General features: G+C 73.4%; 26 protein-coding genes. 18 read left to right on the top strand and 8 right to left on the bottom strand.

The window, feature by feature from the left end; translation table 11 throughout:
- The first annotated feature begins 76 nt into the window (after positions 1-76).
- The 5 genes from IE94_RS39035 to IE94_RS0108430 all read left to right on the top strand — a co-directional run bounded on the left by IE94_RS39035 (position 77) and on the right by IE94_RS0108430 (position 2,530).
- Positions 77-454 carry an LPXTG cell wall anchor domain-containing protein gene (locus tag IE94_RS39035; protein WP_030180523.1) on the top strand — a complete coding sequence of 126 codons (378 nt, stop codon included), beginning with the start codon at positions 77-79 and terminating at the stop codon, positions 452-454.
- Positions 451-1,086, top strand: coding sequence for a class F sortase (locus tag IE94_RS0108445; protein ID WP_030180521.1), 636 nt, complete (start codon positions 451-453; stop codon positions 1,084-1,086). Before IE94_RS39035 ends, IE94_RS0108445 begins: the two co-directional genes overlap by 4 nt.
- Before the next feature lie 67 nt (positions 1,087-1,153).
- On the top strand, positions 1,154-1,645 hold the full coding sequence (locus IE94_RS0108440; protein ID WP_030180518.1) for an RNA polymerase sigma factor: 492 nt from the start codon (positions 1,154-1,156) through the stop codon (positions 1,643-1,645).
- Positions 1,629-2,180 carry a hypothetical protein gene (locus IE94_RS0108435; RefSeq protein WP_030180516.1) on the top strand — a complete coding sequence of 184 codons (552 nt, stop codon included), beginning with the start codon at positions 1,629-1,631 and terminating at the stop codon, positions 2,178-2,180. The genes IE94_RS0108440 and IE94_RS0108435 overlap by 17 nt, the downstream gene beginning before the upstream one ends.
- Positions 2,177-2,530, top strand: a complete 354-nt coding sequence (locus IE94_RS0108430) for a DUF952 domain-containing protein (RefSeq protein WP_030180515.1) — start codon at positions 2,177-2,179, stop codon at positions 2,528-2,530. Before IE94_RS0108435 ends, IE94_RS0108430 begins: the two co-directional genes overlap by 4 nt.
- A 3-nt stretch (positions 2,531-2,533) precedes the next feature.
- Here IE94_RS0108430 and IE94_RS0108425 read toward each other — a convergent pair whose 3' ends face one another.
- The 3 genes from IE94_RS0108425 to IE94_RS0108410 form a co-directional block, all read right to left on the bottom strand.
- On the bottom strand, positions 2,534-2,863 hold the full coding sequence (locus tag IE94_RS0108425; RefSeq protein WP_030180512.1) for an SCO5918 family protein: 330 nt from the start codon (positions 2,861-2,863) through the stop codon (positions 2,534-2,536).
- Between the two features lie 155 nt (positions 2,864-3,018).
- Positions 3,019-4,599 (bottom strand): DEAD/DEAH box helicase, encoded by a 1,581-nt coding sequence (locus tag IE94_RS0108415; RefSeq protein WP_030180509.1) that lies wholly within the window; start codon positions 4,597-4,599, stop codon positions 3,019-3,021.
- Positions 4,600-4,873: 274 nt separating this feature from the next.
- The gene (locus tag IE94_RS0108410) at positions 4,874-5,077 is read right to left on the bottom strand and encodes a cold-shock protein (RefSeq protein ID WP_003975209.1); all 204 of its coding nucleotides are present in this window, start codon (positions 5,075-5,077) and stop codon (positions 4,874-4,876) included.
- A 329-nt stretch (positions 5,078-5,406) separates the two neighbouring features.
- Here IE94_RS0108410 and IE94_RS0108405 point away from each other — a divergent pair, with 329 nt between their 5' ends.
- The 3 genes from IE94_RS0108405 to IE94_RS0108395 all read left to right on the top strand — a co-directional run bounded on the left by IE94_RS0108405 (position 5,407) and on the right by IE94_RS0108395 (position 7,960).
- A complete protein-coding gene (locus IE94_RS0108405; protein ID WP_030180505.1) occupies positions 5,407-6,027 on the top strand; it encodes a VOC family protein in 621 nt (206 codons plus the stop codon).
- A 78-nt stretch (positions 6,028-6,105) separates the two neighbouring features.
- Positions 6,106-7,395: a phosphatase PAP2 family protein gene (locus tag IE94_RS0108400; RefSeq protein WP_030180502.1), complete on the top strand. Its 1,290-nt coding sequence runs from the start codon at positions 6,106-6,108 to the stop codon at positions 7,393-7,395.
- 136 nt (positions 7,396-7,531) lie between these two features.
- A complete protein-coding gene (locus IE94_RS0108395; RefSeq protein ID WP_030180499.1) occupies positions 7,532-7,960 on the top strand; it encodes an ATP-binding protein in 429 nt (142 codons plus the stop codon).
- Positions 7,961-7,976: 16 nt separating this feature from the next.
- Here IE94_RS0108395 and IE94_RS0108390 read toward each other — a convergent pair whose 3' ends face one another.
- Positions 7,977-9,419: a GAF domain-containing SpoIIE family protein phosphatase gene (locus IE94_RS0108390; protein ID WP_030180497.1), complete on the bottom strand. Its 1,443-nt coding sequence runs from the start codon at positions 9,417-9,419 to the stop codon at positions 7,977-7,979.
- A gap of 258 nt (positions 9,420-9,677) precedes the next feature.
- Here IE94_RS0108390 and IE94_RS0108385 point away from each other — a divergent pair, with 258 nt between their 5' ends.
- The 8 genes from IE94_RS0108385 (at position 9,678) to IE94_RS0108345 (ending at position 17,980) form a co-directional block, all read left to right on the top strand.
- Positions 9,678-10,031, top strand: coding sequence for an ArsR/SmtB family transcription factor (locus IE94_RS0108385; RefSeq protein ID WP_030180495.1), 354 nt, complete (start codon positions 9,678-9,680; stop codon positions 10,029-10,031).
- Positions 10,032-10,125: 94 nt separating this feature from the next.
- On the top strand, positions 10,126-10,752 hold the full coding sequence (locus tag IE94_RS0108380) for a carbonic anhydrase (RefSeq protein ID WP_030180492.1): 627 nt from the start codon (positions 10,126-10,128) through the stop codon (positions 10,750-10,752).
- Between the two features lie 375 nt (positions 10,753-11,127).
- Entirely contained in the window at positions 11,128-11,217 is a 90-nt protein-coding gene (gene kdpF / locus IE94_RS35300) for a K(+)-transporting ATPase subunit F (RefSeq protein ID WP_037922167.1), read from the top strand.
- Between the two features lie 7 nt (positions 11,218-11,224).
- Entirely contained in the window at positions 11,225-12,886 is a 1,662-nt protein-coding gene (gene kdpA / locus IE94_RS0108365) for a potassium-transporting ATPase subunit KdpA (RefSeq protein WP_030180489.1), read from the top strand.
- On the top strand, positions 12,883-15,009 hold the full coding sequence (gene kdpB / locus IE94_RS0108360; protein WP_030180486.1) for a potassium-transporting ATPase subunit KdpB: 2,127 nt from the start codon (positions 12,883-12,885) through the stop codon (positions 15,007-15,009). Before kdpA ends, kdpB begins: the two co-directional genes overlap by 4 nt.
- Positions 15,010-15,014: 5 nt before the next feature.
- Positions 15,015-15,695, top strand: a complete 681-nt coding sequence (locus IE94_RS0108355) for a potassium-transporting ATPase subunit C (protein WP_030180484.1) — start codon at positions 15,015-15,017, stop codon at positions 15,693-15,695.
- Between the two features lie 21 nt (positions 15,696-15,716).
- Positions 15,717-16,661, top strand: a complete 945-nt coding sequence (gene sigJ / locus IE94_RS0108350; protein WP_030180483.1) for an RNA polymerase sigma factor SigJ — start codon at positions 15,717-15,719, stop codon at positions 16,659-16,661.
- 122 nt (positions 16,662-16,783) lie between these two features.
- Positions 16,784-17,980: an NAD(P)/FAD-dependent oxidoreductase gene (locus tag IE94_RS0108345; protein WP_030180482.1), complete on the top strand. Its 1,197-nt coding sequence runs from the start codon at positions 16,784-16,786 to the stop codon at positions 17,978-17,980.
- 13 nt (positions 17,981-17,993) lie between these two features.
- Here the strand turns inward: IE94_RS0108345 and IE94_RS0108340 are convergent, their stop codons facing one another.
- The 4 genes from IE94_RS0108340 to IE94_RS0108325 form a co-directional block, all read right to left on the bottom strand.
- Positions 17,994-18,770, bottom strand: coding sequence for a polysaccharide deacetylase family protein (locus tag IE94_RS0108340; protein WP_030180481.1), 777 nt, complete (start codon positions 18,768-18,770; stop codon positions 17,994-17,996).
- Between the two features lie 109 nt (positions 18,771-18,879).
- On the bottom strand, positions 18,880-19,404 hold the full coding sequence (locus IE94_RS40910) for a hypothetical protein (RefSeq protein ID WP_245235199.1): 525 nt from the start codon (positions 19,402-19,404) through the stop codon (positions 18,880-18,882).
- Between the two features lie 314 nt (positions 19,405-19,718).
- Positions 19,719-20,366 carry a dihydrofolate reductase family protein gene (locus tag IE94_RS0108330; protein WP_030180477.1) on the bottom strand — a complete coding sequence of 216 codons (648 nt, stop codon included), beginning with the start codon at positions 20,364-20,366 and terminating at the stop codon, positions 19,719-19,721.
- Between the two features lie 123 nt (positions 20,367-20,489).
- The gene (locus tag IE94_RS0108325; RefSeq protein ID WP_051777368.1) at positions 20,490-21,494 is read right to left on the bottom strand and encodes a hypothetical protein; all 1,005 of its coding nucleotides are present in this window, start codon (positions 21,492-21,494) and stop codon (positions 20,490-20,492) included.
- A gap of 216 nt (positions 21,495-21,710) precedes the next feature.
- On the opposite strand from IE94_RS0108325, the gene IE94_RS0108320 reads away from it, so the two are divergent.
- Both IE94_RS0108320 and IE94_RS0108315 read left to right on the top strand, forming a co-directional pair.
- On the top strand, positions 21,711-22,007 hold the full coding sequence (locus IE94_RS0108320) for a heavy-metal-associated domain-containing protein (protein ID WP_030180474.1): 297 nt from the start codon (positions 21,711-21,713) through the stop codon (positions 22,005-22,007).
- Between the two features lie 84 nt (positions 22,008-22,091).
- Positions 22,092-24,350, top strand: coding sequence for a heavy metal translocating P-type ATPase (locus IE94_RS0108315; protein ID WP_030180472.1), 2,259 nt, complete (start codon positions 22,092-22,094; stop codon positions 24,348-24,350).
- Positions 24,351-24,366 lie beyond the last annotated feature (16 nt).

The following is a 24,366-nucleotide window of genomic DNA, read 5'->3' as shown; positions in this document are numbered from 1 at the left end:
CCGATCCGCAACACCCCCACGCGGCGTGCCGACGCGCCCACGCGTGGACATGCCGACGACGAGAGAGAGCGATCCGATGCGCCGAACCATCCTCACCGCAGTGGCCCTGGCCTGCACCGCCGTCCTGGCGGGTACCGCGCCCGCGTTCGCCGACGGCGGCCGCACCCCGGCCCCCGCCGCGCCCGCCGAGAGCGCCCCGAGCCGGGACACCGGACGGACCGAGGCGACCCCCGAGCCCTCCGTCAGCGTCCCGGCCGAGCGGCCGACCCGGGCACCCGCCGACGGCCAGGTCTCCGTCGTGCCCAGGGGCGCGGCCGACACCGGAGTGGCGACGCCGTCCGACGCCACGGGCACCGACGAGGGCCTGATCGGCGCGGGTGCCGGTGTGCTCCTCGCGGGCGGCGCGGTCCTCCTCGTCGTGCGCCGTCGACGGACGGCGGCGACCGGCGCATGATCCCGCGCCCCGGCCGGGCCCTCGCGACCGCCGCGCTGGCCGTACTGCTCGTGGGCTGCGGCGGCGGCCAGGGGGACGGCGACGCCGCCCCCGGCCGCGCGGCGCCCGCGACGGCCACGGCCACGGCGGCACCGCCCGAGCAGGCCCCGGCGAAGTCCGTGCGCCCCCTGGCGCGTTCGGTGCCGGTGGGACTGCGGATCCCCGCCATCGGGGTCGACACCCCGGTGATGGACCTCGGGCTGGCCGCGGACGGCACGGTGGAGGTCCCGCCCGTCACGGACGACGACCGCGCCGGCTGGTACCGGCACTCGCCGACCCCGGGCCAGGCGGGGCCGTCGGTCCTCCTCGGCCACGTCACGGTGGGCCGGTACGGCGACGGCGTCTTCCGGCACCTCGCGCGGCTGCACCGCGGCGACCGGATCGAGACCCGGCTGCGGAACGGCACGGCCGCGGAGTTCACGGTCACCTCCGTACGCACGGTCGAGAAGGCCGACTTCCCCACGGACGACGTCTACGGGGACGTGGCGGGACCGGAGCTGCGGCTCATCACCTGCGGCGGTCCGCGCGACGGCACGGAGTACCGGGACAACGTCGTCGTCTTCGCCGAACTGAGCGCCACCAAGGGCGCCTAGGGCCTGCCAGACCGGCCCCGGGGCAGGCCCTGGTGCGCACCGCATACCCTCACGACCATGGAGAGCGTTGAAACGGTCCCGTGACAGGGCGGCGTCCGAGCTGTTCGCCGCCCTGTATCCGCGCCTCGCCGGCTGGTGCCGCCGGCTCGTCGACGACGACGGGACGGCCCACGAGATCGCCTCCGAGGCGTTCACCCGGCTCTGGGCCCGCTGGACGTCCGTGGAGGAGCCCCGCGGGTTCCTCTACGTCACCGCCGCCAACCTCGTCCGCGACCACTGGCGCAAGCTGGAGCGCGAGCGCCGGGCGGTGCGCCGGGTCACCGCGGAGGTCGCCGTGCGCCCGCACCCCGAACAGACCGACCCCTCGGTGCGGCTGCTCGTACAGTCGCTGCCGGAGAGACTGAGGGTGCCGATCCTGCTCCACTACTACGCCGACATGCCGATCCGGGAGGTGTCCGTGCTGACCGGACGCAAGGAGGGAACCGTCAAGGCCGACCTGCACGCGGCCCGCGAACTGCTCCGCGTCCATCTGAGGAGAAGCCTTGACCACACGCCTTGAGGACGAGATGGACGAGCCCGGGTCCGACCGCGACGGCGACCGCGACGATCCGCTGCTGGTCGTCCTGCGTCCCGGCACCGAATTCCTGGGCCCGCCGCCGGGCCGCTACGAGGAGATCCGCCGGGCGGCGTCCCGGCGGCGTCTGCTGCGCGCCGCCGCCGGTGCCGCGGCGACCGCTGCCGCCGCCGCCCTGATCGCGCTGCCGCTGCACTGGGCGGCCCCCGCCCCGCCCACGCGGCCCGTGCCACCCATGGCCCCGGCCCCGGCCGTCCCCACGCCGGAGGCCTCGCCGAGCCCGGCCCCGCCGAACGACTCCACGCGGCGCCCCGGTCCCGCACGGCCGACGCAGGAGCGCACCACGAGCGCCGCCACGCCCTCGACCTCCGAGCCGCCGGTCGAGCCGCGCGACCCGTCCGTGCGGCAGGCACCGTCGAGGGCCCCCCGCACAGTGGCCCCCACCCCCTCGGCGCCCGACCCCCGAGAGCGGTACGGCACGGGCGCCGCGGACCGCACGGCTGCTACAACGGGGCGATGATCTATCACCTGGTGCCGCTCGCCGAGTGGGACGCCGACCCGGACCGGCCCTACGCGCCCGTCTCCCTCGCGGAGGACGGGTTCGTCCACTGCGCGCCCGACGAGGAGACCGCGCTCGCCGTCGTCAACGCCTTCTACCGCGGCGCGCCCCGGCCGCTGGTGGCGCTGCTGGTCGACGAGGACCGGCTCACCGCGAGCTGCCGGTGGGAGGCCGCCGAACCCGCGCCGCCACCGGGTGTCCCCGAGGGCACGCTCTTCCCGCACGTGTACGGCCCCCTCGACCGCGCGGCCGTCCAGCGCGTGCTGGAGGTCCGCTGGGACGACGGGGGCCGGGCCACGGGACTGTCCTGAGCCTCAGTGCTCCTGGGGGAGGACGGTGGCGCCGCCGAGCAGCGCGGACGCCGCCTCGACCGGCGTGGGAGCGGGCGCGGCCGGCGCGGGTTCGGCACCGGGGGCGGGGTGGCAGGTGAAGCCGAGGCGGGCCATGGCGCGGGTCACCTCGGCGCCGCTGAAGTCGCGCCGGTCCTGCCGGGTGACGACCTCGCCCACCTGCTTGACGGGGTAGCGGCGACGGCCGATCGTGACCGACTCACCGGTGACGGCTTCGGGCGTGATGCCCTTCATGGAGTCCAGCACCCCGCCCTTGGTGAGGTCGAACGGGTACCGGGCGATGACACAGCGCATGATGCCTCCACAAGCGGGGATGGGGCGGATGGGTCCGTGCGGTCCCGGGGCGGGGAGTCCCAGGGTTCCAGATGGTCCAGACGTTCCAGGTGCGGGTGTTCCAGGTGCGGGTGTTCCGTGCGGGCCCGGGGCGCCCCGAGGGCGCCCCGGCGGTCCTAGGCCGCCGAGCCGGTCGAACCGGTCGAGCCGCCCGCGGACTGGCGGCGCGGCCTGCGGCGCGGGGCCTCACCGGCGGACCGCCCCTGACCGCTGCGGGGCTGCGTGCCGCCGCTGCGGTTGGGCTGGCTGCCGGCACCCTGTCCGCCACCACCGCGCCCCTGCGAGGAACGGCCGCGACGACCGCGGGAGGAGGAACCCGCGCCGGAGGCGGCGCGCCGGGGGCGCTCCACGACCGGTGCGGCGATGACGACGGGGACACCGGAAGGGGCCTGCGCACCGGTGATGCGGGCCAGTTCCGCCTCGCCCGAGCGGACCGGGGTGACCTGCGGGGTGATGCCGGCCAAGGACATCAGCCGGGTCATCTCGCGCCGCTGGTCCGGCGTCACCAGGGTGACGACGCTGCCGGACTCGCCGGCGCGGGCCGTACGGCCGCCCCGGTGCAGGTAGTCCTTGTGGTCGCCGGGCGGGTCCACGTTGACGACCAGGTCGAGGTTGTCGACGTGGATGCCGCGGGCCGCGACGTTGGTCGCCACCAGCGCCGTCACCTGCCCGTCCTTGAACTGGGCGAGGGTCCGGGTGCGCTGCGGCTGGGACTTGCCGCCGTGCAGTCCGGCGGCGCGCACCCCGCTCTTCAGCAGCTGCTTCACCAGCCGGTCCACCCGGTGCTTGGTGTCCAGGAACATGATGACCCGGCCGTCGCGCGCCGCGATCTCGACGGTCGCGCGCTGCTTGTCCTCGTCGTGCACGTGCAGCACGTGGTGCTCCATCGTGGTGACGGCACCGGCCGACGGGTCGACGGAGTGGACCACCGGGTCCGTCAGGTAGCCGCGCACCAGCCGGTCGACGTTGCGGTCGAGGGTGGCCGAGAACAGCATCCGCTGCCCGTCCGGCCGCACCTGGTCGAGCAGCGCGGTGACCTGCGGCATGAAGCCCATGTCGGTCATCTGATCGGCCTCGTCCAGCACCGTGATCGTGACGTCGCCGAGGGCGCAGTCGCCGCGGTCGATGAGGTCCTTGAGCCGTCCGGGTGTCGCGACGACGACCTCCGCGCCGGAACGCAGCGCCCCGGCCTGCCGGCCGATGGACATGCCGCCGACCACGGTGGCCGACCTGAGGCCCACGGCGCGGGCGTACGGGGCGAGCGCGTCGGTGACCTGCTGGGCCAGCTCGCGGGTGGGGACGAGGACCAGCGCGAGCGGACGCCGCGGCTCGGCGCGCCTGCCCGCCGTACGGGCCAGCAGGGCCAGGCCGAAGGCGAGCGTCTTGCCGGAACCGGTGCGGCCGCGGCCGAGGACGTCCCGTCCGGCCAGGGAGTTCGGCAGGGTCGCCGCCTGGATCGGGAAGGGCACGGTCACGCCCTGGTCGCCGAGGGCGGCCAGCATGCGGGCCGGCAGGTCGAGTTCGGCGAACGTCTCGACGGCGGGCAGCGCCGGGGTGATCGTCTTCGGCAGTGCGAACTCACCGCCCTGGGGGGCGGCGGCCGGACGGCGGCCGGAGTTCTGCGGACGGCCGCCCGACCGGGAGCGACGCGGGCCTTCGCCGGTGCGTCGGCGGTCGTTGGTGCGTGTGCGGTTCATGGGGAACCTTCCTTGATACGGCACGTATCAAGGGAGACCCGCAGCGGACGAGCGGCGCAGGGAATCGCAAGAACGAGCCGGCCCGGTCGGTTTCGGCGTGGTGGGCCGAGGGGACCGGGAGAATCGGTGAATTGCGGGAAACACGGGTGAAGCGAACGCGCGGGGAGAAGCCGGTGGCCCCCGCGGCGGGGTGGGGCGCTGTGCGCCCGGAAACGCGGCGAGCTGGGGCCCGCACCCCAAGGTGCGGGCCCCAGCTGCGGAGTGTGCGTGAGCGTCAGGCCGGGGTGATGTTCTCGGCCGTCGGGCCCTTCTGGCCCTGCGCGATGTCGAAGGTCACCTTCTGGCCCTCGAGCAGCTCGCGGAAGCCCTGCGCGTTGATGTTGGAGTAGTGGGCGAAGACGTCGGGGCCGCCGCCGTCCTGCTCGATGAAGCCGAAGCCCTTTTCGGCGTTGAACCACTTCACGGTGCCGGAAGCCATGTTTTCTCCTTCGGTACGGTGCTCGGAGTTCACCCTGTGTGCACTCCGGTCGCCGCGATGATCACCCCGTCGGACAAAACCTTCAGGCAACCACAACTGCAACTTCCCTCGACACTAGCACGCCGTGTTCGGCCGGGCGTCGGAGACAATCTTGGGCCGATCGGCGTCGCGGGAATATTCCCGGGTCGGGGGCCGACTTCTGCCGCCGCCGGGTCGCGGTTCCCGGCGGGGGCGCGCGCGGGCGAGCCGGGCCCGAGCGGCTGAACGAACGGACGACCGGTCAGTTTTCGAGAAGCACGGCGGAACCGGCCGCCCCTACCGTCGAAGGCATGAACTCCATCGACTCCGTCACACTCGAGGTGGCCGACCCCGAGGCCGCCGCCCGCTTCTACTCCGACGCCTTCGGGCTCGACGGATCGCGGGTGCGGGTCCGCGCCGGCGACGCACCGACGAGCGGGTTCCGCGGCTTCACGCTGTCGCTCGTGGTGGCGCAGCCCGGCAACGTCGACGCGCTCTTCACCGCCGCCGTGGACGCCGGCGCCACCGTCCTCAAGCCCGCCGCGAAGTCGCTGTGGGGCTACGGCGGGGTCGTGCGGGCACCGGACGGCACGGTCTGGCAGATCGCGACGTCGGCGAAGAAGGACACCGCGCCCATCACCCGCGACGTGGACGAGATCGTGCTGCTCCTGGGCGTCGAGGACGTCAGGGCCACCAAGCGGTTCTACGTCGAGCGGGGCCTGACCGTGGGCAAGAGCTTCGGCGGCAAGTACGTCGAGTTCGCCACCGGCCCGGACACCGTCAAGCTCTCCCTCTACAAGCGCCGGGCCCTGGCCAAGGTCGCGGGCGTGTCCGCCGAGGGCACCGGTTCGCACCGTCTCGTCGTCTCCGGCGGCAGCCGCCCGTTCGCCGACCCGGACGGCTTCGCCTGGCAGCCGGAGCCCAGTCGCTGATCGGCTAGTTTCCTGTGCATGTCATCACGGGAAACTCCGCGAATACCCGGGCGCCGGGCGCGGGCGAGACTCTGGGCCGTGGCGGGTGCGGCGACCCTCGCGTTCCTCATCGCGCTGGAGATCGCCGCGCGCCGCTACGGCCTGCCGGGGCCGATGACCAACCAGGCCAAGGAGCTGGTGTTCGCCCCCGCCTCGGGCCCCCTGCTCTACGCCGGTCTGGCACTGACCATGGTGGTGCTGACCTGGCGCCAGCGGTTCGTCGCGGCGGCCGTCGCGGTCGGGATCGACCTCGCCGTCGTACTGGTGCGGTGGGGGGCCGGGGCCCCCGCCTCCGGCAGCCACTCCTTCGGCAACGGCGCGCTGTGGGTGGTCCTGGGCTGCGGGGTCCTCGCCCTGACGCGACGCACCGGCCCCGAACGGATCCTCCTGCTGAAGGGCGTCGGGCTGGGCCTCCTGCTGGTGGCCGGGCGCAAGACGGGCGACGCCTGGCTGCTGATCACGTCCAAGACCCGCCCGCAGGTCCTCGACCCGTACGTGGCGACCGCCGACCACGCGCTGGGCAACCCCTCGTGGCTGATGGGCCGGGCCGTCGAGGCCACGGGCGCGGTCGGTGAGCACGTACTGGACTGGGTCTACGTCCAGCTCGCGGTGGCCGCGGTCGTGGTCGCCCTGTACCAGTTGCGCACGGTGGCGGCCGAGCGCCGGTTCCCGCGCCACCACCTGGTCCGCACCTTCCTGTTGATAGGACTGCTCGGACCGGGCATCTACATGATCTTCCCGGTCGTCGGACCGGTCTTCGCCTACGGCGGCGGCGCCTTCGGCACCGGCGGCACCGACTGGGCGATCGCCGACCTGTGGCCGCACACCCCCCCGCCGATCGGCTCGCCCCACCCGTTCACGTACGACGGGGTCACTCCCCGCAACTGCATGCCCAGCCTGCACACGGCCTGGGCCACCGTGATCTTCATCCACTCCCGGAAGGGCCCGCGCGTGCTGCGCTGGGCGGGCGCGTTCTGGCTGGTCGCCACGCTCACCGCGACGCTGGGATTCGGCTACCACTACGCCATCGACCTCGTCGCCGGCGTGGTGTTCGCGGTCACGGTCGAGGCGGGGCTGCGCGCCCTGGACCGCGGCTGGGACCGGTCGGGGAGCCTGCTGGTCGCCCACGGGGTGCTGGTGTTCACCGCGATCCTGGCGTCGACGCGCTACCTGGCGCCGGAGATGGCCCGGCACCCGTGGGTCTTCGGGCCGCTCCTGCTGCTGGCGATGGCTTCGGTGATCCACGGCTACGTACGGACCACGAAGGCGTGGGAACCGGTGACCGCGGTACCGCCGGCGCGGCCGGAACCGCGACTCGAGGCGGCCTGAGCGACGCGGACCGCGACGCGGGGCGGCCCGGGAGCCCCGGATCCGCACGTCTGCTGAATTGCGAAAGTTCGCAAGTCGTTGGATGCTGTGGACCCCGGTCAGGCAGCCGCGGACCGGGTTCTCATGTGGAGACGCGATGAGCACCCAGCTCCAGCCCCTGTCCCACCGGCACGTGCTCACCCTGCCCGCGGCGCCCCCGGCGGTCCGGGTGGCCCGCGAGACCGCCGAGCAGGCCCTCGCGGAGTGGGGGGTGAACCCCGGGCACCCCGTCGTGGCGCCCGCCCTGCTGATCCTCAGCGAGCTGGTCACCAACAGCGTCCGCCACGCGGCGCCGCCGAGCGAGCAGGTGACCGTCACGTACGCGGCCGGGGCCGGCTGCCTGGCCTTCGCCGTGCACGACCGGCACCCGCACCGGCCGCGGCTGCGCGGCGAGGGCACCGCCGGCCGCGGGACCGGTGGCCTGGCGACCGTCATGGAGCTCACCGGGACCCTGGGCGGCACCGCGGTGGTCCGGGGCGACGGCGACGGCCGGGGCAAGAGCATCTGGGTCACCCTCCCGCTGTGAGGTGCGCGGGCCGGGTTCACGAGGAGCCGTAGCCCGTCAGGGGCGGGGTGCGCAGGGCGATGACGGCCTTGTCGTCGTGGCCGTTGCCGGGCCGGTGGGTGACCAGGGCCCGGCACAGCTCCTCGGGTGCCAGTCCCGCCAGCCGGGAGGCGGTCACGGCCAGGGAGTCCAGGCCCCGGTCCAGCGGCTGGCCGGGGACCTCCACGAGGCCGTCGGTGAACAGGATGACGGTGCTGTCCACCGGGAGCGGACGGCAGTGGTCGGGCCGGGGCAGGTCGGGCGCCACCCCGAGCGGGAGTCCGGGCTCCATGTCCAGGTAGTGGACCCGCCCGTCGGGCAGCACCACGAGCGGCGGCGGGTGCCCCGCGCTGGACCACCGCAGCTGCCAGGTGCCGTCGGCCGGCTCCAGCCGGGCCAGGAGCGCCGTGGCGACGGGGGCCTCGTCCAGGGCGGCGTCCATGATCCGGTCGAGCCGGGCGAGGGAGGTGCTGGGCGGGGCGTCCTGGTCGTAGTACAGGGCGCGCAGCATGTTGCGGATCTGGGACATGTCGGCGGCGGCCCGCAGGTCGTGCCCCACGACGTCCCCGATCACCGCCGCGCAGGCCCCGCCGGGCAGCAGCATGGCGTCGTACCAGTCGCCGCCCACGGCGGCGGGCGCGCTCGCCGGGAGGTAGGCCGCGCCCGCGGTGAAGGGCCGCAGGTCGGGCAGGCGGGGCAGCAGCAGCCGCTGGAACTGCTCGCTGCTGTTCTGGACCCGCTGGTAGAGCCGGGCGTTCTCGATCGCCACGCCCGCCGTGCCGGCCAGCGCCCGGATCACGCCCTCGTCGTGCCGGTCGAAGGGCTGCCCGTCCTTGCGTTCGGAGAGGTAGAGGTTGCCGTAGATCCGGCCGCGCACGCTGATCGCCACCCCGAGCAGGCTGCGCATCGGCGGGTGCCCCGGCGGGAAGCCGGCCGACTCCGGGTGGCGCGCGATGTCGATGACCCGCAGCGGCTCGGGGTGGTGGATCAGATGCCCGAGCAGGCCCCTGCCCCGCGGCAGCTCCACCCCTTCCAGATCGGCCAGCTCCTTGGTGGTGAGCCCCAGCGGGATGAACTCCTCCAAGAGCCTGCCCTCCTGGTCGAGGACGCCCATGGCGCCGTAGCGGGCGCCCACCAGGTCCATGGCGGTGCGCACGATGCGGCGCAGCACCGTGGGCAGCTCCAGCTCGCCGGTGATGTTGACCACCGCCTGGAGCAGTTCCTGCAAGGTCCGCTGGGCGCGGGCCAGGGCGTGCAGCTGCTCGCCGATGCGGTTCAGGTCGGAGCTGAGCGGCAGGTCGAGGAGCGAGGCGTACGGCTCGTCGGGGCCGGCGTCGGGGCCCGCGTCGGGGCGGGCTTCGGATCCCCCACCGGAGTCCGGGCCGGGGCCCTCGTCGGCCGAGCTCGCCTCGTCCGGTGAGCGCCGCCATTCCTCCGCCATCGCGTCTGCCTCGATTCCCGCCGTGCGGATCGCCTTCCGTCCACCCTCGCCCGGCGGCCCGGGGCATGCCGTCCGTCCACGGCCGGTCGGAGTAACCGGGCACCGCTCCGCAAGGCCGGATGCGGCCCCCGCGGATTCGGCCTGAGGGGTGGCTCGGGCGAGGATGGGCGGCATGCTGATGAGGACGGGGCGGACACGGGGCGTCCGGGGCCGGGCGACCGGGCCGCGCCGCCGCGGTGCGAGGAAGGCGATGGCGCGATGAGCACGCCGCTGTACCAGTTGAAGGCCGAGTTCTTCAAGACGCTCGGCCACCCGGCGCGCATCCGCGTGCTGGAACTGCTGAGCGAGCGGGAGCACGCGGTGGCGGAGATGCTCCCCGAGGTGGGGATCGAGCCGGCTCACCTGTCCCAGCAGCTCGCGGTGTTGCGCCGGTCGAACCTGGTGGTCTCCCGCAAGGAGGGGTCGACCGTGTACTACTCCCTGACCAGCCCGCAGGTCGCCGAGCTGCTCAGGGTCGCGCGCGGCATCCTCTCCGGCGTGCTCGCCGGGCAGGCGGAACTGCTCGCGGATCTGAGAGCGGGACAGCCGGAGCCGGGACCACCACCGGCGTAGCGCCGCGGCACCCCGCCGACCCGCCACTTCGCCGCCCCGCCGCCCGGTCGGCCAGTCACCCGGTGTCCGGCCGCCGAGCCAGTACCGTGCACCCATGCCCGATCTGAGCCCTTCCTCCCCCGCCGAGGCCTACGCCGCGTTGCTCGAGGGCAACGCCCGCTTCGTGAGCGGTGACCGCCTGCACCCCAACCAGGACGCCGACCGCCGGTCGGAACTGGCCCCGCGCCAGCATCCGTTCGCGGTGCTCTTCGGCTGCTCGGACTCGCGGCTCGCGGCCGAGATCATCTTCGACCGGGGGCTGGGCGACCTGTTCGTGGTGCGCACGGCCGGCCATGTGGCGGGCGCGGAGGTGCTGGGCAGCGTCGAGTACGGCGTCCAGGTGCTGGGCGCACCGCTCGTGGTGGTGCTGGGGCACGACTCCTGCGGCGCGGTCACCGCGGCCGCCGAAACCGTGCACGGCGGCGGCACGGCCCCGGCCGGCTACCTCGGGGACGTGGTGGAGCGGGTGATCCCGAGCGTGCTCGCGGCGCGCGCCCTGGGCGGCACCGGGGTCGACGAGTTCGTGGACGAGCACATCCGCCGGAGCGTCGACGGGCTGGTGGGCCGCTCGGCGCTGCTGGCGGCCGAGGTGGCCGCCGGCCGGTGTGCGGTCGTCGGCCTGTCCTACCGCCTGGCCGGGGGAACGGTGAAGCGCGTGGCGGCCCACGGGCTCCCGGAGTAGCCGATCGCCGGTGATGCCTCCGTGGTGCCATGAGCGGCACCACGGAGGCATCGGTCATTTCTGCCACGCCCGGCGTCCACCCTGCTCGGCACCGAGCCGCACGCCGGCGCGCTGCGTGCTCCTGCGCCTCGTCGTCCTCGGGCGCTCGGGGACCGTCCCGTCGGTCCCGTCGTCAGAGACGTGTCAAAGGCGTTCGCATCACCGTATGGAAGCCGTCAACGGTGGCCGAAACCGGTCGGAAGAGGGCTCTTATCTCCTTGTCAGCTTCTCTTCCGCACCTCACTAGGAGCTCGCGATGGCCGACGTGGCCTTCGTCGTCACCACGATCGCGGTGTTCGCGCTCGTCGCCCTGGTCGCCAAGGGGGTGACGAAGCTGTGACCGCGGAGAACATCGTCGGCCTGATCGTGGCCGTCGCCCTGCTCGGTTACCTCGTCCTCGCCCTGATCCACCCCGAGAGGTTCTGAGCACCGCATGAGCCCCGTCCTCGCCGGCGTGCTCCAGCTGCTCGCGCTCATGGCCGCGCTGGCGCTCGCCTACGTCCCCCTCGGCAACTACCTGGCCAGGGTCTACACCTCGCACACGCACCTGCGGGTCGAGAAGTGGATCTACAAGGGCATCGGCGCCGACCCGGACACGGAGATGCGCTGGCCCGCGTACCTGCGCGGTCTGCTGGCCTTCTCCCTCGCCGGAGTCCTCTTCCTCTACCTGCTCCAGCGGCTCCAGGGCGTCCTGCCCGGCTCGCTCGGCTTCGCCGCCATCGACCCGGACCAGGCGTTCAACACCGCCGTGTCCTTCGTGTCCAACACCAACTGGCAGTCGTACTACGGCGAGCAGGCCATGGGCCACGTCGTGCAGACCGCCGGTCTGGCCGTGCAGAACTTCGTCTCGGCCGCCGTCGGCATCGCCGTGGCCGTCGCCCTGGTCCGCGGCTTCGCCCGGTCCCGCACCGGCGAACTGGGCAACTTCTGGGCCGACCTGGTCCGCGGTGTCGTCCGCGTCCTGGTGCCCCTCGCCGTCGTCGGCGCGGTGCTCCTGGTGGCCTGCGGGGTCATCCAGAACTTCTCCGGCATCCACGAGGTCGGCCAGTTCATGGGCGGTTCGCAGCAGTGGAACGGCGGGGCGGTCGCCTCGCAGGAGGTCATCAAGGAGCTGGGCACCAACGGCGGCGGCTACTTCAACGCCAACTCCGCCCACCCCTTCGAGAACCCGACGCCCTTCACCAACCTGTTCGAGATCTTCCTGATCCTGCTGGTCCCGGTCGCCCTGACCCGCACCTTCGGCGTCATGGTCGGCTCGGTGCGCCAGGGCTACGCGATCCTCGGGACGATGGCCACCATCTGGCTCGCCTTCGTCGGCCTGATGATGTGGACCGAGTTCGCCCACCACGGCCCCGCCTTGCAGGCGGCCGGGGGCGCGCTGGAGGGCAAGGAGGTCCGCTTCGGCATCGGCGGCTCGTCGATCTTCGCGGTGTCGACCACCCTCACCTCCACCGGCGCCGTGGACTCCTTCCACTCCTCCTTCACCGGCCTCGGCGGCGGCATCACCCTGCTCGGCATGATGCTGGGCGAGATCGCGCCCGGCGGGGTGGGCTCCGGCCTCTACGGCATGCTGGTCATGGCGGTCATCGCGGTCTTCATCGCGGGCCTGATGGTCGGGCGCACCCCCGAGTACCTGGGCAAGAAGATCGGCACCCGCGAGATCAAGTACGCCGCCTGCTACCTGCTGATCACCCCCGCCCTGGTCCTGGTCCTCACCGCCGCCGCGATGGCCCTGCCCACCCCGGGCGACTCGATGACCAACAGCGGGGCGCACGGCTTCTCCGAGATCCTGTACGCCTACACCTCCGCCGCGAACAACAACGGCTCGGCCTTCGCGGGCCTGAACGCCGACACCCAGTGGTTCAACACCACCCTCGGTCTCGCCATGCTCCTCGGCCGCTTCGTGCCGATGGTGTTCGTCCTGGCCCTCGCCGGCTCGCTGGCCGGACAGCAGCCCGTGCCGGCCACCCAGGGCACCCTGCGCACCGAGAAGCCCCTGTTCACCGGGCTGCTGGTGGGCGCCGTACTGATCATCACCGGTCTGACCTACTTCCCGGCCCTCGCCCTGGGCCCGCTCGCCGAGGGGCTGGCATGACCACCGACACGCGGAAGCAAGAGGACTCCATGTCCACAGCCAGCACCCCGGAGCGGGCGCCGCACGACGACGCACCCGCCGCGCACCAGCCCGGCGCGGGCCGCGTCGGCGCGGGCCTCTTCGACCCGAAGCACCTGCTCACCTCGCTGCCCGACGCGTTCCGCAAGCTCGACCCGCGGGTGATGGTGAAGTCGCCCGTGATGTTCGTCGTCCTCGTCGGCTCCGTCCTGACCACGGCCTTCTCCTTCACCGACCCCGGCGACTGGTTCGGCTGGACGATCAGCGCCTGGCTCTGGCTGACCGTGCTCTTCGCCAACCTGGCGGAGGCGGTCGCCGAAGGCCGCGGCAAGGCCCAGGCCGACACCCTGCGCCGGGCGAAGACCGGCACCCTCGCCCGCCGGGTGGACGGCAGCACGGTCCCCGGTACCGCACTCACGGTGGGCGACCTGGTCGTCTGCGAGGCCGGGGACGTCATCCCCGGCGACGGCGACGTCGTCGAGGGCGTCGCCTCGGTCGACGAGTCGGCGATCACCGGGGAGTCGGCGCCCGTCATCCGCGAGTCCGGGGGCGACCGGTCCGCGGTCACCGGGGGCACCAAGGTGCTCTCCGACCGCGTCGTCGTCAAGATCACCACCAAGCCGGGCGAGACCTTCATCGACCGGATGATCAACCTGGTCGAGGGGGCGGCCCGGCAGAAGACGCCGAACGAGATCGCGCTGAACATCCTGCTGGCCTCGCTGACCGTCGTCTTCCTGCTGGCCTGCGCCACCCTCCCGCCCTTCGCCGACTACGCCGGCACCCACCTGGACCTGGTCGTCCTGGTGGCCCTGCTGGTCTGCCTCATCCCGACCACGATCGGCGCCCTGCTCTCCGCGATCGGCATCGCGGGCATGGACCGCCTGGTGCAGCGCAACGTGCTGGCGATGTCGGGCCGCGCGGTCGAGGCCGCCGGCGACGTCTCCACGCTGCTCCTCGACAAGACCGGCACGATCACGCTCGGCAACCGGCAGGCGGCCGAGTTCGTGCCGGTGCGCGGCACCACCGGGGCCGAGCTGGCGGACGCCGCCCAGCTCTCCTCACTGGCCGACGAGACGCCCGAGGGCCGCTCCGTCGTGATCCTCGCGAAGGAGAAGTACGGCCTGCGGGAACGGCACCAGGGCGAACTGGTCGGCGCCGAATGGATCCGGTTCACCGCGCAGACCCGCATGTCCGGCGTGAACGCCGACGGGCGCCAGGTCCGCAAGGGCGCCGCCGGCTCCGTCGTCGCCTGGGTCCGGGAGCGCGGCGGGACGGTGGCCGAGGACGCGGACACGGCCGTCGAGCGCATCTCCGCGGCGGGCGGCACCCCCCTGCTCGTCGCCGTCGAGGACGAGCGCGGCGCCCGCGTCCTCGGCGTCATCCACCTCAAGGACGTCGTCAAGCAGGGCATGCGGGAACGGTTCGAGGAACTGCGCCGCATGGGCATCAGGACCGTCATGATCACGGGCGACAACCCGCTGACGGCCAAGGCGATCGCCGACGAGGCGGGCGTCGACGACTTCCTCGCGGAGGCCACGCCCGAGGACAAGATGGCGCTGATCAAGCGGGAGCAGGCCGGCGGCAAGCTGGTCGCGATGACCGGCGACGGCACCAACGACGCCCCCGCGCTGGCCCAGGCGGACGTCGGCGTGGCCATGAACACCGGCACGTCGGCCGCCAAGGAGGCCGGCAACATGGTCGACCTCGACTCCGACCCGACCAAGCTCATCGAGATCGTCGGCATCGGCAAGCAGCTGCTGATCACGCGCGGGGCGCTCACGACGTTCTCCATCGCCAACGACGTCGCCAAGTACTTCGCGATCATCCCGGCGCTCTTCGCGGCCGTCTACCCGGGCCTGGACAAGCTCAACATCATGGGCCTGTCCTCCCCGTCCTCCGCGATCCTGTCCGCGGTGATCTTCAACGCGCTGATCATCGTGGTGCTCGTCCCGCTCGCGCTGAAGGGCGTGCGGTACCGGCCCATGAGCGCCGACCGGATGCTGCGCCGCAACCTCGCCGTCTACGGGCTGGGCGGCCTCGTCGCCCCGTTCATCGGCATCAAGCTCATCGACCTGATCGTCTCGCTCGTTCCCGGGATCGGCTGACCGACATGAACACTTCGCTGACCAACGGCGCCCGGCTGTTCGCGGCGGGCCTGCGCGCCCTGCTCGTCCTGACCGTCGTCACCGGCATCGTCTACCCGCTCGTCGTCACCGGCCTCGCCCAGGGGCTGTTCCCCGGGAGGGCGAACGGCTCGGAGGTCACCGCGGACGGCGGCGGGGTCGTCGGCTCGTCCCTCATCGGCCAGGCGTACAACCTGCCCCTGCGGGACGGCCAGGAGACCCCCCAGCCGGACCTGAAGTGGTTCCAGGGCCGCCCCCGGAACGGCCTCGGCACCAACAGCGTCAACACCCGGTACGACCTCATCCTGTCCGGGGCCACCAACCGCTCCGCCGACGACGCGGAACTGCTCGGGTGGGTGAAGGAGGCCAAGGCCGCCGTGGTGAAGGACAACTCCGTGCCCGGCCACCCGGTGCGGCCCGAGGACGTGCCCGCGGACGCCGTCACCTCCTCCGGCTCGGGACTGGACCCGGACATCTCCCCGCAGTACGCCGACCTCCAGGTGCGCCGGGTCGCCGAGAAGAACGGCCTGCCCGCCGCGCGCGTCCAGCGGCTCGTGGACGAGCACACCAGCTCCCGCACGCTCGGCTTCATCGGCGAACCGCGGGTGAACGTGCTGGAACTGAACATCGCGCTGCGGGACCTGGTGGCCCCGGCGGCCGGGCGCTGAGGCGCGGTTAGACTCCGGGCCATGGCACTGACCGTGCGCGACGTGGAACGGTTCGAGGCCTCCAGGCACCGTCTGGAGGCCATCGCCTACCGCCTCCTCGGCTCCGCGAGCGAGGCGGAGGACGCCGTGCAGGAGACCTTCCTGCGCTGGCAGGCGGCCGACGTCGAGCACGTCGAGGTCCCGGAGGCCTGGCTGACCAAGGTCCTCACCAACCTGTGCCTCAACCAGCTCACCTCGGCCCGCGCCCGGCGGGAGACCTACGTGGGGCAGTGGCTGCCCGAGCCGCTGCTCGCCGGCGACCCGATGCTCGGCCCGGCGGAGACGGCCGAGCAGCGCGAGTCGCTCTCCTTCGCGGTCCTCGCCCTGCTGGAGCGGCTCTCACCGACCGAGCGGGCGGTGTACGTCCTGCGGGAGGCGTTCGGGTACGCGCACCGGGAGATCGCCGCGATCCTCGACATCACGCAGGACGCCAGCCAGCAGACCCTGCACCGGGCCAGGAAGCACGTCGCGCGGGGCACGGCCCGCACCGAGGTCGACGAGGCCGCGGCCCGGCGGATCGTCGACGAGTTCCTCGCGGCGGCCACCAGCGGCCGGACCGAACCGCTGGTCCGGCTGCTCACCCAGGACGCGGTGTCGATCGGCGACGGCGGCGGGAAGGTCCCGGCGCACGCCAAGGCGTTCGAGGGTGCCCGCGCCGTGGCGACGTTCCTGCGGGGCCTGTTCAAGCCCGGCAAGGCCAAGCGCGCCCTGACCGGCGGTCCCGCCGAGATCTACGCCGTCACCGCCAACGGCGACCCCGCCCTCGTGGCCGTCGTGCAGGGCCGGGTCATCGGGATCATGTGCCTGGAGGTCACGCCCGAGGGGCTCGCGGGCGTCCGCAACCAGGTCAACCCCGACAAGCTCGAACGCGCCACCCGTCGGTGGGCCGCCGCCGACCACGGGGAGCCCCTGCTCCAGGCCTTCTGACCCCCCCGTGAAATGTGACTCAGGTCACTCCCTGCTCCTGTCAGGAATCCGCGGGCCGCCCGGTTCAAGGGGCGAGTCCCGCTGGAGAGAGCCCTCAGCGGCCGGAGACAAGGGAGCACGCCATGCAGCACACCCCGCGGCACCGCATCGTCGTCCTGGGCGCCGGATACGCCGGAGCCGTCGCCGCCGGCCGGCTGGCCAGGCGCCTGCGGAGCGAGGACGCCGCCCTTACCCTCGTGAACGCCGAGCCCCACTTCGTCGAACGGGTCCGGATGCACCAGCTCGCGGTCGGCCAGGATCTCAGGGCCCGGCCGCTCGACGAGATGTTCGCGAACACCGGCGTCGACGTGCGGATCGCGCGGGTCACCGGTGTGGACGTCGACCGCAAGGCCGTCCTCGTCACCGGTCCCGACGGCGCCGGCGAGCTGGCGTACGACACGCTCGTCTACGCCCTCGGCAGTGCCTGGGACCCGCAGGGCGTCCCCGGTGCCGTGGAGCACGCCCACGAGATCGCCGGTGGCCGGGGAGCGCTCCGGCTGCGCGAGCGCCTGGCGGGGCTGGAGGCCGGCCGGTCCGTGGTCGTGGTCGGCAGCGGGCTCACCGGCCTGGAGGCCGCGTCCGAGATCGCCGAGGCCCGCCCGGACCTCGACGTGTCGCTCACGGCCCGCGGCGGCCTCGGCGACTGGCTCTCCCCCAAGGGCCGCCGCCACCTGCGGAAGGTCTTCGCCGCCCTCGGCGTCACGGCGTACGAGAACACCGCCGTCACCGAGGTGGCCGCGGACCACGTCGTCACCGCCGACGGGACGGCCGTACCGGCCGACGTCACGGTGTGGACCACCGGCTTCGCCGTCCACCCCCTGGCGAAGGCCACCGGGCTGGACGTCTGCGACACCGGCCGGATCGTGGTCGACGCGACCATGCGCTCGGTGTCCCACCCGGACGTCTACGCCGTCGGCGACGCCGCGCTGGCGGCGGGCCCCGGGGGCAAGCCGCTGCGGATGTCGTGCGCCTCGGGCGTGCCCACCGCCTGGCAGGCCGCCGACGCCATCGCCGCCCGGCTGACCGACGGGAAGCTGCCGAAGGTGACGCCGCGCTACTTCAACCAGTGCATCTCGCTGGGCCGCGGCCAGGGACTGATCCAGTACGTCACCGCCGACGACCGTGCCGTGGGCGCGGCCCTGACCGGACGGCTCGCCGCCCTCTACAAGGAACTGGTCTGCAAGTCCGCGGCCTGGGGCGTCGCCAACCCGACCCTCGGCATCCCGACCCGCCGCCGTCCGGTCACGGCCCCCGCCCCGGAGCCGGCGCCGACGGTCTGAGCGAACGCCGCGCTCAGCGCACCGGGAACCCGAAGGTGTGGCCCTGCTCCTTCAGCCAGGGCAGGACCTGCCGCAGGGCCTCGACGGTCTGGGTGCGGTCGCCCCCGGCGTCGTGGAAGAGGATCGTCGGACCATTGGCCAGCTCCCGCTGGACGGTGGTGACGATGGCCTCCGTGCCGGGCCGCTCGAAATCCTTGGTGTCCACGTTCCAGCCCAGCGGGCGCATGCCGTGGGAGGCGGCGAGCCTGCGGCTGTAGGGGGTGAACGCCCCGCCGGGCGCCCGGTAGTACATCGGGCGGACGCCCCCGGACGCCTCGGTGATCATGCGCTCGGCGTCGAGGATCTCCTTGGACTGGTAGGCCTCGGACTTCTTGTCCATGGCGGTGTCGTGCGACACCGAGTGGTCGCACAGCCGGTGCCCGGCGGCGACGACGTCCTTCACGAGGTCCGGGTGGGCCTCGGCCTGAACGCCCGTCATGCAGAAGGTGGCCTTCGCCCCGTACTCCTCCAGCAGGTCGAGCACCTGGGGCGTCCACGCCGGGTCGGGGCCGTCGTCGATGGTGATGTTCACGCCGCGCGGTCCCGCGTCCGAGGCGTGCACGATGCCGGCGTCGACCGGCTTGGTGTCGTTGCCCGGCGTGGCCGACGCGGACGGCCCGGGCGTCGCGCCGACGCCGACGGAGTCGGCCTGCGCGGTCCACACCGAGGCGCCGACGGCGAGCATCGTCACACCGAGCGCCGCCCCGACGACCTTGCCGTACCAGCCCCGCCCGCCACCGTGTCGCGCCATGTCCGCCGCCCCGCCTTCGCGTAGTTCCTCGCCGCCGCCGGTCCGCGATCACGTCGGGGACCACATGACAGGACGGGGGAGGGCTCCGCGGGGATCCGTCCGTTACGGATCACGGACAAACCCGGGGGAGTTCGGGGACAACCCGGGGGAGTTCGGGGACAACCCGGGGGAGTTCGGGGACGACTCGGGGGAGTTCGGGGACGACTCGCCGCCGCCACCTGTGACGCCGCCCCGCTTCCCAGGCGGCGCCGAGGTGCGGCCAGAGGTACGCCCCCAGGGCTGTGCAGGCCGTCCCGGAACCGATCATCCAGTACGGGGAGAAGGTGTTGAGGGGCACCTTGTCCCAGGGCTTGTCCTCCTGCTCCTTGATGTCCGCCGCGGCCCTCCTGGCGGTCGGCACCAGGACCACGAGGATCGTGAGCAGCACGCCGCTGTAGAGGTAGAGGGTGCGCTCGACGGAGTAGCCCTTCACCATGGCGCTGGGCAGCAGGAACACCCAGCCGGCCAGCGGGGCGGCGAACGCGTGCAGCCTCGCGGTGGGAGTCGGCATGCACCAGTGCGTCGCCGCCGCGTAGAGGACGGTGACCCCGGCCGCGAGGAGCGACCAGCCGTCCGTGTCCAGCCGAACAGCCATGGCACGGCTCCTTCCTGACGGGGCCCAGGCATCCGCTCCGCCCGACGTGAGCGGGTCTTCCGGGCACGGACTCGGGGCCGCTCCCCGTCGGGGCCCGGCAATCCCACGCGCCCCGCCCGAGCCGCCGTCAGGCCCCCGAGGGCGCGGCGTCCGCGGACGTCCTCGCGGCACCCAGCGCGTGGACGATGCGGGCCGGCACGGCCCCGGCCGCGCCGGGTGCGACGGAGCCCCACAGGGGCCGCGCGCGAGGGACGGACGCTCCCTTCCGCGGCGGCCGTCATACGCGCGGGGTGACACCGGGCGGGGCCCGCTCGTCACCTGCGCCAGAAGAGGTGGTGCGTCACACCGCTCGGGCTGGGCACGACCTCCCTGTGGAACCGGTCCAGCAGCTCGTCGGACGAGTCCCACAGGCGCAGCCCGGTTCCGAGCTCCACCGGCGCGACGACCACGTGCAGGGTGTCGACCAGGTCGGCGTCCAGGAACTCCCGGACGGTGGTCACGCCGCCGCCGAGCCGTACGTCCTTGCCCTGCGCGGCCTCCCGGGCCTGGGCGAGCACGGTGGCGGGCTCGCCGTCCACGAAGTGGAACGTGGTGTCGGAGAGCGTGAACGAGGGACGCGTGTGGTGGGTCAGGACGAACACCGGCGTGCGGAACGGCGGCTCGTCGCCCCACCAGCCCTGCCACTCGTGGTCCTGCCACGGGCCGCGCTGGGGCCCGAACTTGTTGCGGCCCATGATCTCGGCGCCGATGTTGTGGCTGAAGTCCCGGGTGAAGTAGTCGTCGAGGCCCCGGCTCCCCCCTGGCTCGGTGCGGTTGGGCCAGCTCGCCGTGGCGCCGGCCCAGGACATGAGCCGTGCCGGATCGACGGCGTGGCCGAAGGGCCGCTCCAGACTCTGGTCCTCGCCCGCGGCGATGCCATCGCTCGACACGGTGAAGTTCTGTACTCGCAGCAGCTGATCCATGTGTTCCCTCATCAGGTCCTGTGGGCTCCGGGCGATGCGTCCTACATCAAGATGTCGAACGGGAGGCGACGGGATAGACAGCGGCACGCGAGTTCTTCGGGCAGGTGATGCGCCCGGGTGGGATCAGTGCCGGTGGTCGCCGTCGCCGTGCTCTCCGGTGGTCTCCCCGCCGGTCTCCCCGCCGGTCTCCCCGCCGGTCTCTCCGGTGGTCGTCGGCTTCGGCGTTTCGGCGGCCGCCTTCGGCCCGGTGCGGACGGTGAAGGCCGCGGTGCGGACGGTGCCCCGGTGCTGGAAGTCGAGGAAGAGGCGGTACGTCCCGTCGCTGGGCGCGGTGGCGGTGAAGGAGATGCCGGGGCCGGGCTCGGTGGTGCCGTCGCCGGGTTCGCCGTTCGGGTGGACGTGGAGGTAGGCGAGGTCGCCGGAGCGCAGCGCGACCAGGTGGCCGTAGGCGCCGAGGTAGGGCTCCAGGTCGGTGACCGGGCGGCCGGCGCGGCTGACGTCGAGGGTCAGGGCGGAGGCTTCGCCGGGACGCAGGTCGCCGTTGAGGGTGACGGTGTAGCCGTCGACCGTGGTGGTGGCGGAGGGCTTGGGCGGGGCCGGTGCCTTGTACGTGCCGGAGACGGCGAGGTCCGCGCCCAGGGTGAGGTCGGTGGCGTTCTCGGTGTCCGGGGTGAAGTCGGCGAAGACGCGGTAGGTGCCGGCGGTGGGCAGGTCGACGGGGGTGCTCCAGGTGCCGTCGGCGGCGCGCGTGGGGTGCAGGTGGCGGTAGGTGGCCAGGTCGCGGGAGACGAGGACGAGGTGCAGTTCCTTGCCGTGCTCGCGCCGGTAGGACGTCACCTGCCGTCCGTCCCGGTCGCGGACGGCGAAGCGGACTTCGGTCTTCTCGCCCGCGGTCACGCGCGGTGTCTTGAGGTCCAGGGTGTGTCCCGCCTCGGTGATCTGCAGGCCCGCGGGGGTCGCGTCCGGGTGTCCGCCGTGGCCGGAGGGGGCCGGGTTCTCGTGCTCCGAGTGGGCCGCTGAGCTCCGCTCCGGGGCGGCGGGGTCGACCGCCGTACCGACGCCGTAGGCGGTGCCGAAGGTGGCCGCGAGCGCGGCGGCGAAGGCGGTGATCTTTGCGCCGGTGTTCATGGCGTGTCCTCTCGGGTCGGCGTTGCCGCATCTGTCGAACTGTCTCGACTCTATACCCCTGGGGGGTATCCGCAACCGACCCGGCGAGAGGTTTGCCAAATATACCCCAGGGGGGTATACCTGAGACATCAGCGGCTACCCCCTGGGGGTACCCGTCCGCCCCTCGTCCTGGACGACACCATGGACGAACACCATGGAGGAACCATGGAGGAAACCATGTCCTGCTGCACCCCTGACGGCAGCTGCTCCACCGGCGCCGCCACCGGCCCGCGCACCGCCACCGGCACCGCGACCGCGGGGGTCACCACCGTCTACGAGGTCTCCGGGATGACCTGCGGGCACTGCGAGGCCACGCTCACCCGGGAGATCGGCGCCCTCGACGGCGTCCTGGCGGTCGACGTCGACCTGGAGACCGGCCGGGTCGCGGTCACCACGGCGGACCGGCCCGACGACGCACTGCTGGCCGAGGTCGTCGACGACGCCGGCTACGAGCTCACCGGCCGCGCCGCCTGACGGTCCCGCGACCGGCCGGGCCCGCCCCAGGGGCCCGGCCCCCTTTCCCCCGTTCGCCCCACCCGAGCCGCACGAGGAGTAGTGATGGACACCACCGTCCCCGACACCACCGAGGTGGAACTCGCCATCGGCGGCATGACCTGCGCTTCGTGTGCCGCCCGGATCGAGAGGAAGCTGAACCGGATGGAGGGGGTCACCGCGACCGTCAACTACGCCACCGAGAAGGCGAAGGTCAGCTATGCCGGCGACGTGTCCGTCCCCGAGCTGATCGCCACGGTCGAGGCGACCGGTTACACGGCCCGCGAGCCCGAGCCGGTGCGCACCGGCTCGGAGTCCGGCCCGGAGAGCGCCGAGGCCGTCGACGCGTTGCGGCCGCTGCGGGAACGGCTGGTCACGGCCGTGGTGCTGGCCGTCCCGGTGATCGCGATGGCGATGGTGCCGGCGCTCCAGTTCGCGTACTGGCAGTGGCTGTCGCTGACCCTGGCGGCGCCCGTGGTGACGTACGCGGCCTGGCCCTTCCACAAGGCCGCGTTCACCAACGCCCGGCACGGCGCGGCCACCATGGACACCCTGATCTCGGTCGGCACGTCGGCGGCGTTCCTGTGGTCGCTGTGGGCGCTGTTCCTCGGCACGGCGGGCACGCCCGGCATGACCCACCCCTTCGAACTGACCATCGCCCGCAGCGACGGCGCCGGGAACATCTACCTGGAGGCCGCCGCCGGGGTGACCGCCTTCCTCCTCGCCGGGCGCTACTTCGAGGCCCGTTCCAGGCGCAAGGCCGGTGCCGCGCTGAAGGCCCTGATGGAACTGGGCGCCCAGCACGTCACGGTCCTGCGCGACGGCCGTGAGGCGCGGATCCCGGTGGGCGAGCTGGGGGTCGGCGACCGTTTCCTGGTCCGCCCGGGCGAGAAGATCGCGACCGACGGCACGGTCGTCGAGGGCACCTCCGCGGTCGACGCGTCGATGCTCACCGGCGAGTCGGTGCCGGCCGAGGTCGGCGTGGGCGACGTGGTCACCGGTGCGACCGTGAACGCGGGCGGCCGGCTCGTGGTCGAGGCGACGCGGGTCGGCGCGGACACCCAGCTGGCGCGGATGGCGAAGCTGGTGGAGGACGCGCAGAACGGCAAGGCGGCCGCCCAGCGGCTCGCCGACCGCATCTCCGGCGTCTTCGTCCCGGTCGTGATCGCCCTCGCGCTGGCCACCCTCGGCTTCTGGATCGGCAACGGCTCCGGGCTGACCGCCGCGTTCACCGCCGCCGTGGCCGTCCTGATCATCGCCTGCCCCTGCGCCCTGGGGCTGGCCACCCCGACCGCGCTCATGGTCGGCACCGGGCGCGGCGCCCAGCTCGGCATCCTCATCAAGGGGCCCGAGGTCCTGGAGTCCACCCGCAAGGCCGACACCATCGTCCTGGACAAGACCGGCACCGTCACCACCGGCCGCATGACCCTGCTCGCCGTACACACGGCGCAGGGCACCGGGGAGAGGGACGTACTGCGCCTGGCCGGCGCCCTGGAGCACGCCTCCGAGCACCCGATCGCGCGGGCGGTGGCTGCCGGGGCGGCCGAGCGCACGGGCACCCTGCCCGTCCCGGAGGACTTCGCCAACGTCCCCGGTCTCGGCGTGCAGGGCGTCGTCGAGGGGCATGCCGTCCTCGTGGGCCGCGAGAAGCTCCTCGCCGAGTGGGCCATGGAGCTGCCCGCCGACCTGGCACGCGCCAGGGCCGAAGCGGAGGCGGCGGGACGCACCGCGATCGCGGTCGCCTGGGACGGCGAGGCGCGGGCCGTCCTGGAGGTCGCCGACGCCGTCAAGGAGACCAGCGCCGAAGCCATCGGTCGGCTGCGCGCCCTGGGGCTGACCCCGATCCTCCTCACCGGTGACAACCGGGCCGTCGCCGAGGCGGTGGCGGCTCAGGTCGGCATCGCTCCCGAGCACGTGATCGCCGAGGTCATGCCCGAGGACAAGGTCGCCGTCGTCAAGCGCCTCCAGGGCGAGGGACGTGCGGTGGCGATGGCGGGCGACGGGGTCAACGACGCCGCCGCCCTCGCCCAGGCCGACCTGGGGCTCGCCATGGGCACCGGCACCGACGCCGCCATCGAGGCGGGCGACCTCACCCTCGTCCGCGGCGACCTGCGCGCCGCCGCCGACGCCATCCGCCTCGCCCGCAAGACGCTCGGCACCATCAAGTCCAACCTCTTCTGGGCCTTCGCCTACAACATCGCCGCCCTGCCCCTGGCCGCCGCCGGACTCCTCAACCCGATGATCGCCGGAGCCGCCATGGCCTTCTCCTCCGTCTTCGTCGTCGGCAACAGCCTGCGCCTGCGCGGCTTCAAGGCCGCCGGCTGACAACCGCTTCTCTCTC

Origin of the sequence: Streptomyces violaceorubidus (assembly GCF_000717995.1) — a bacterium.
GTDB classification, from domain to species: Bacteria; Actinomycetota; Actinomycetes; order Streptomycetales; family Streptomycetaceae; genus Streptomyces; species Streptomyces violaceorubidus.
Note: the sequence above shows the minus strand (reverse complement) of the source record. Positions and strands in the feature narration are given on the sequence as shown.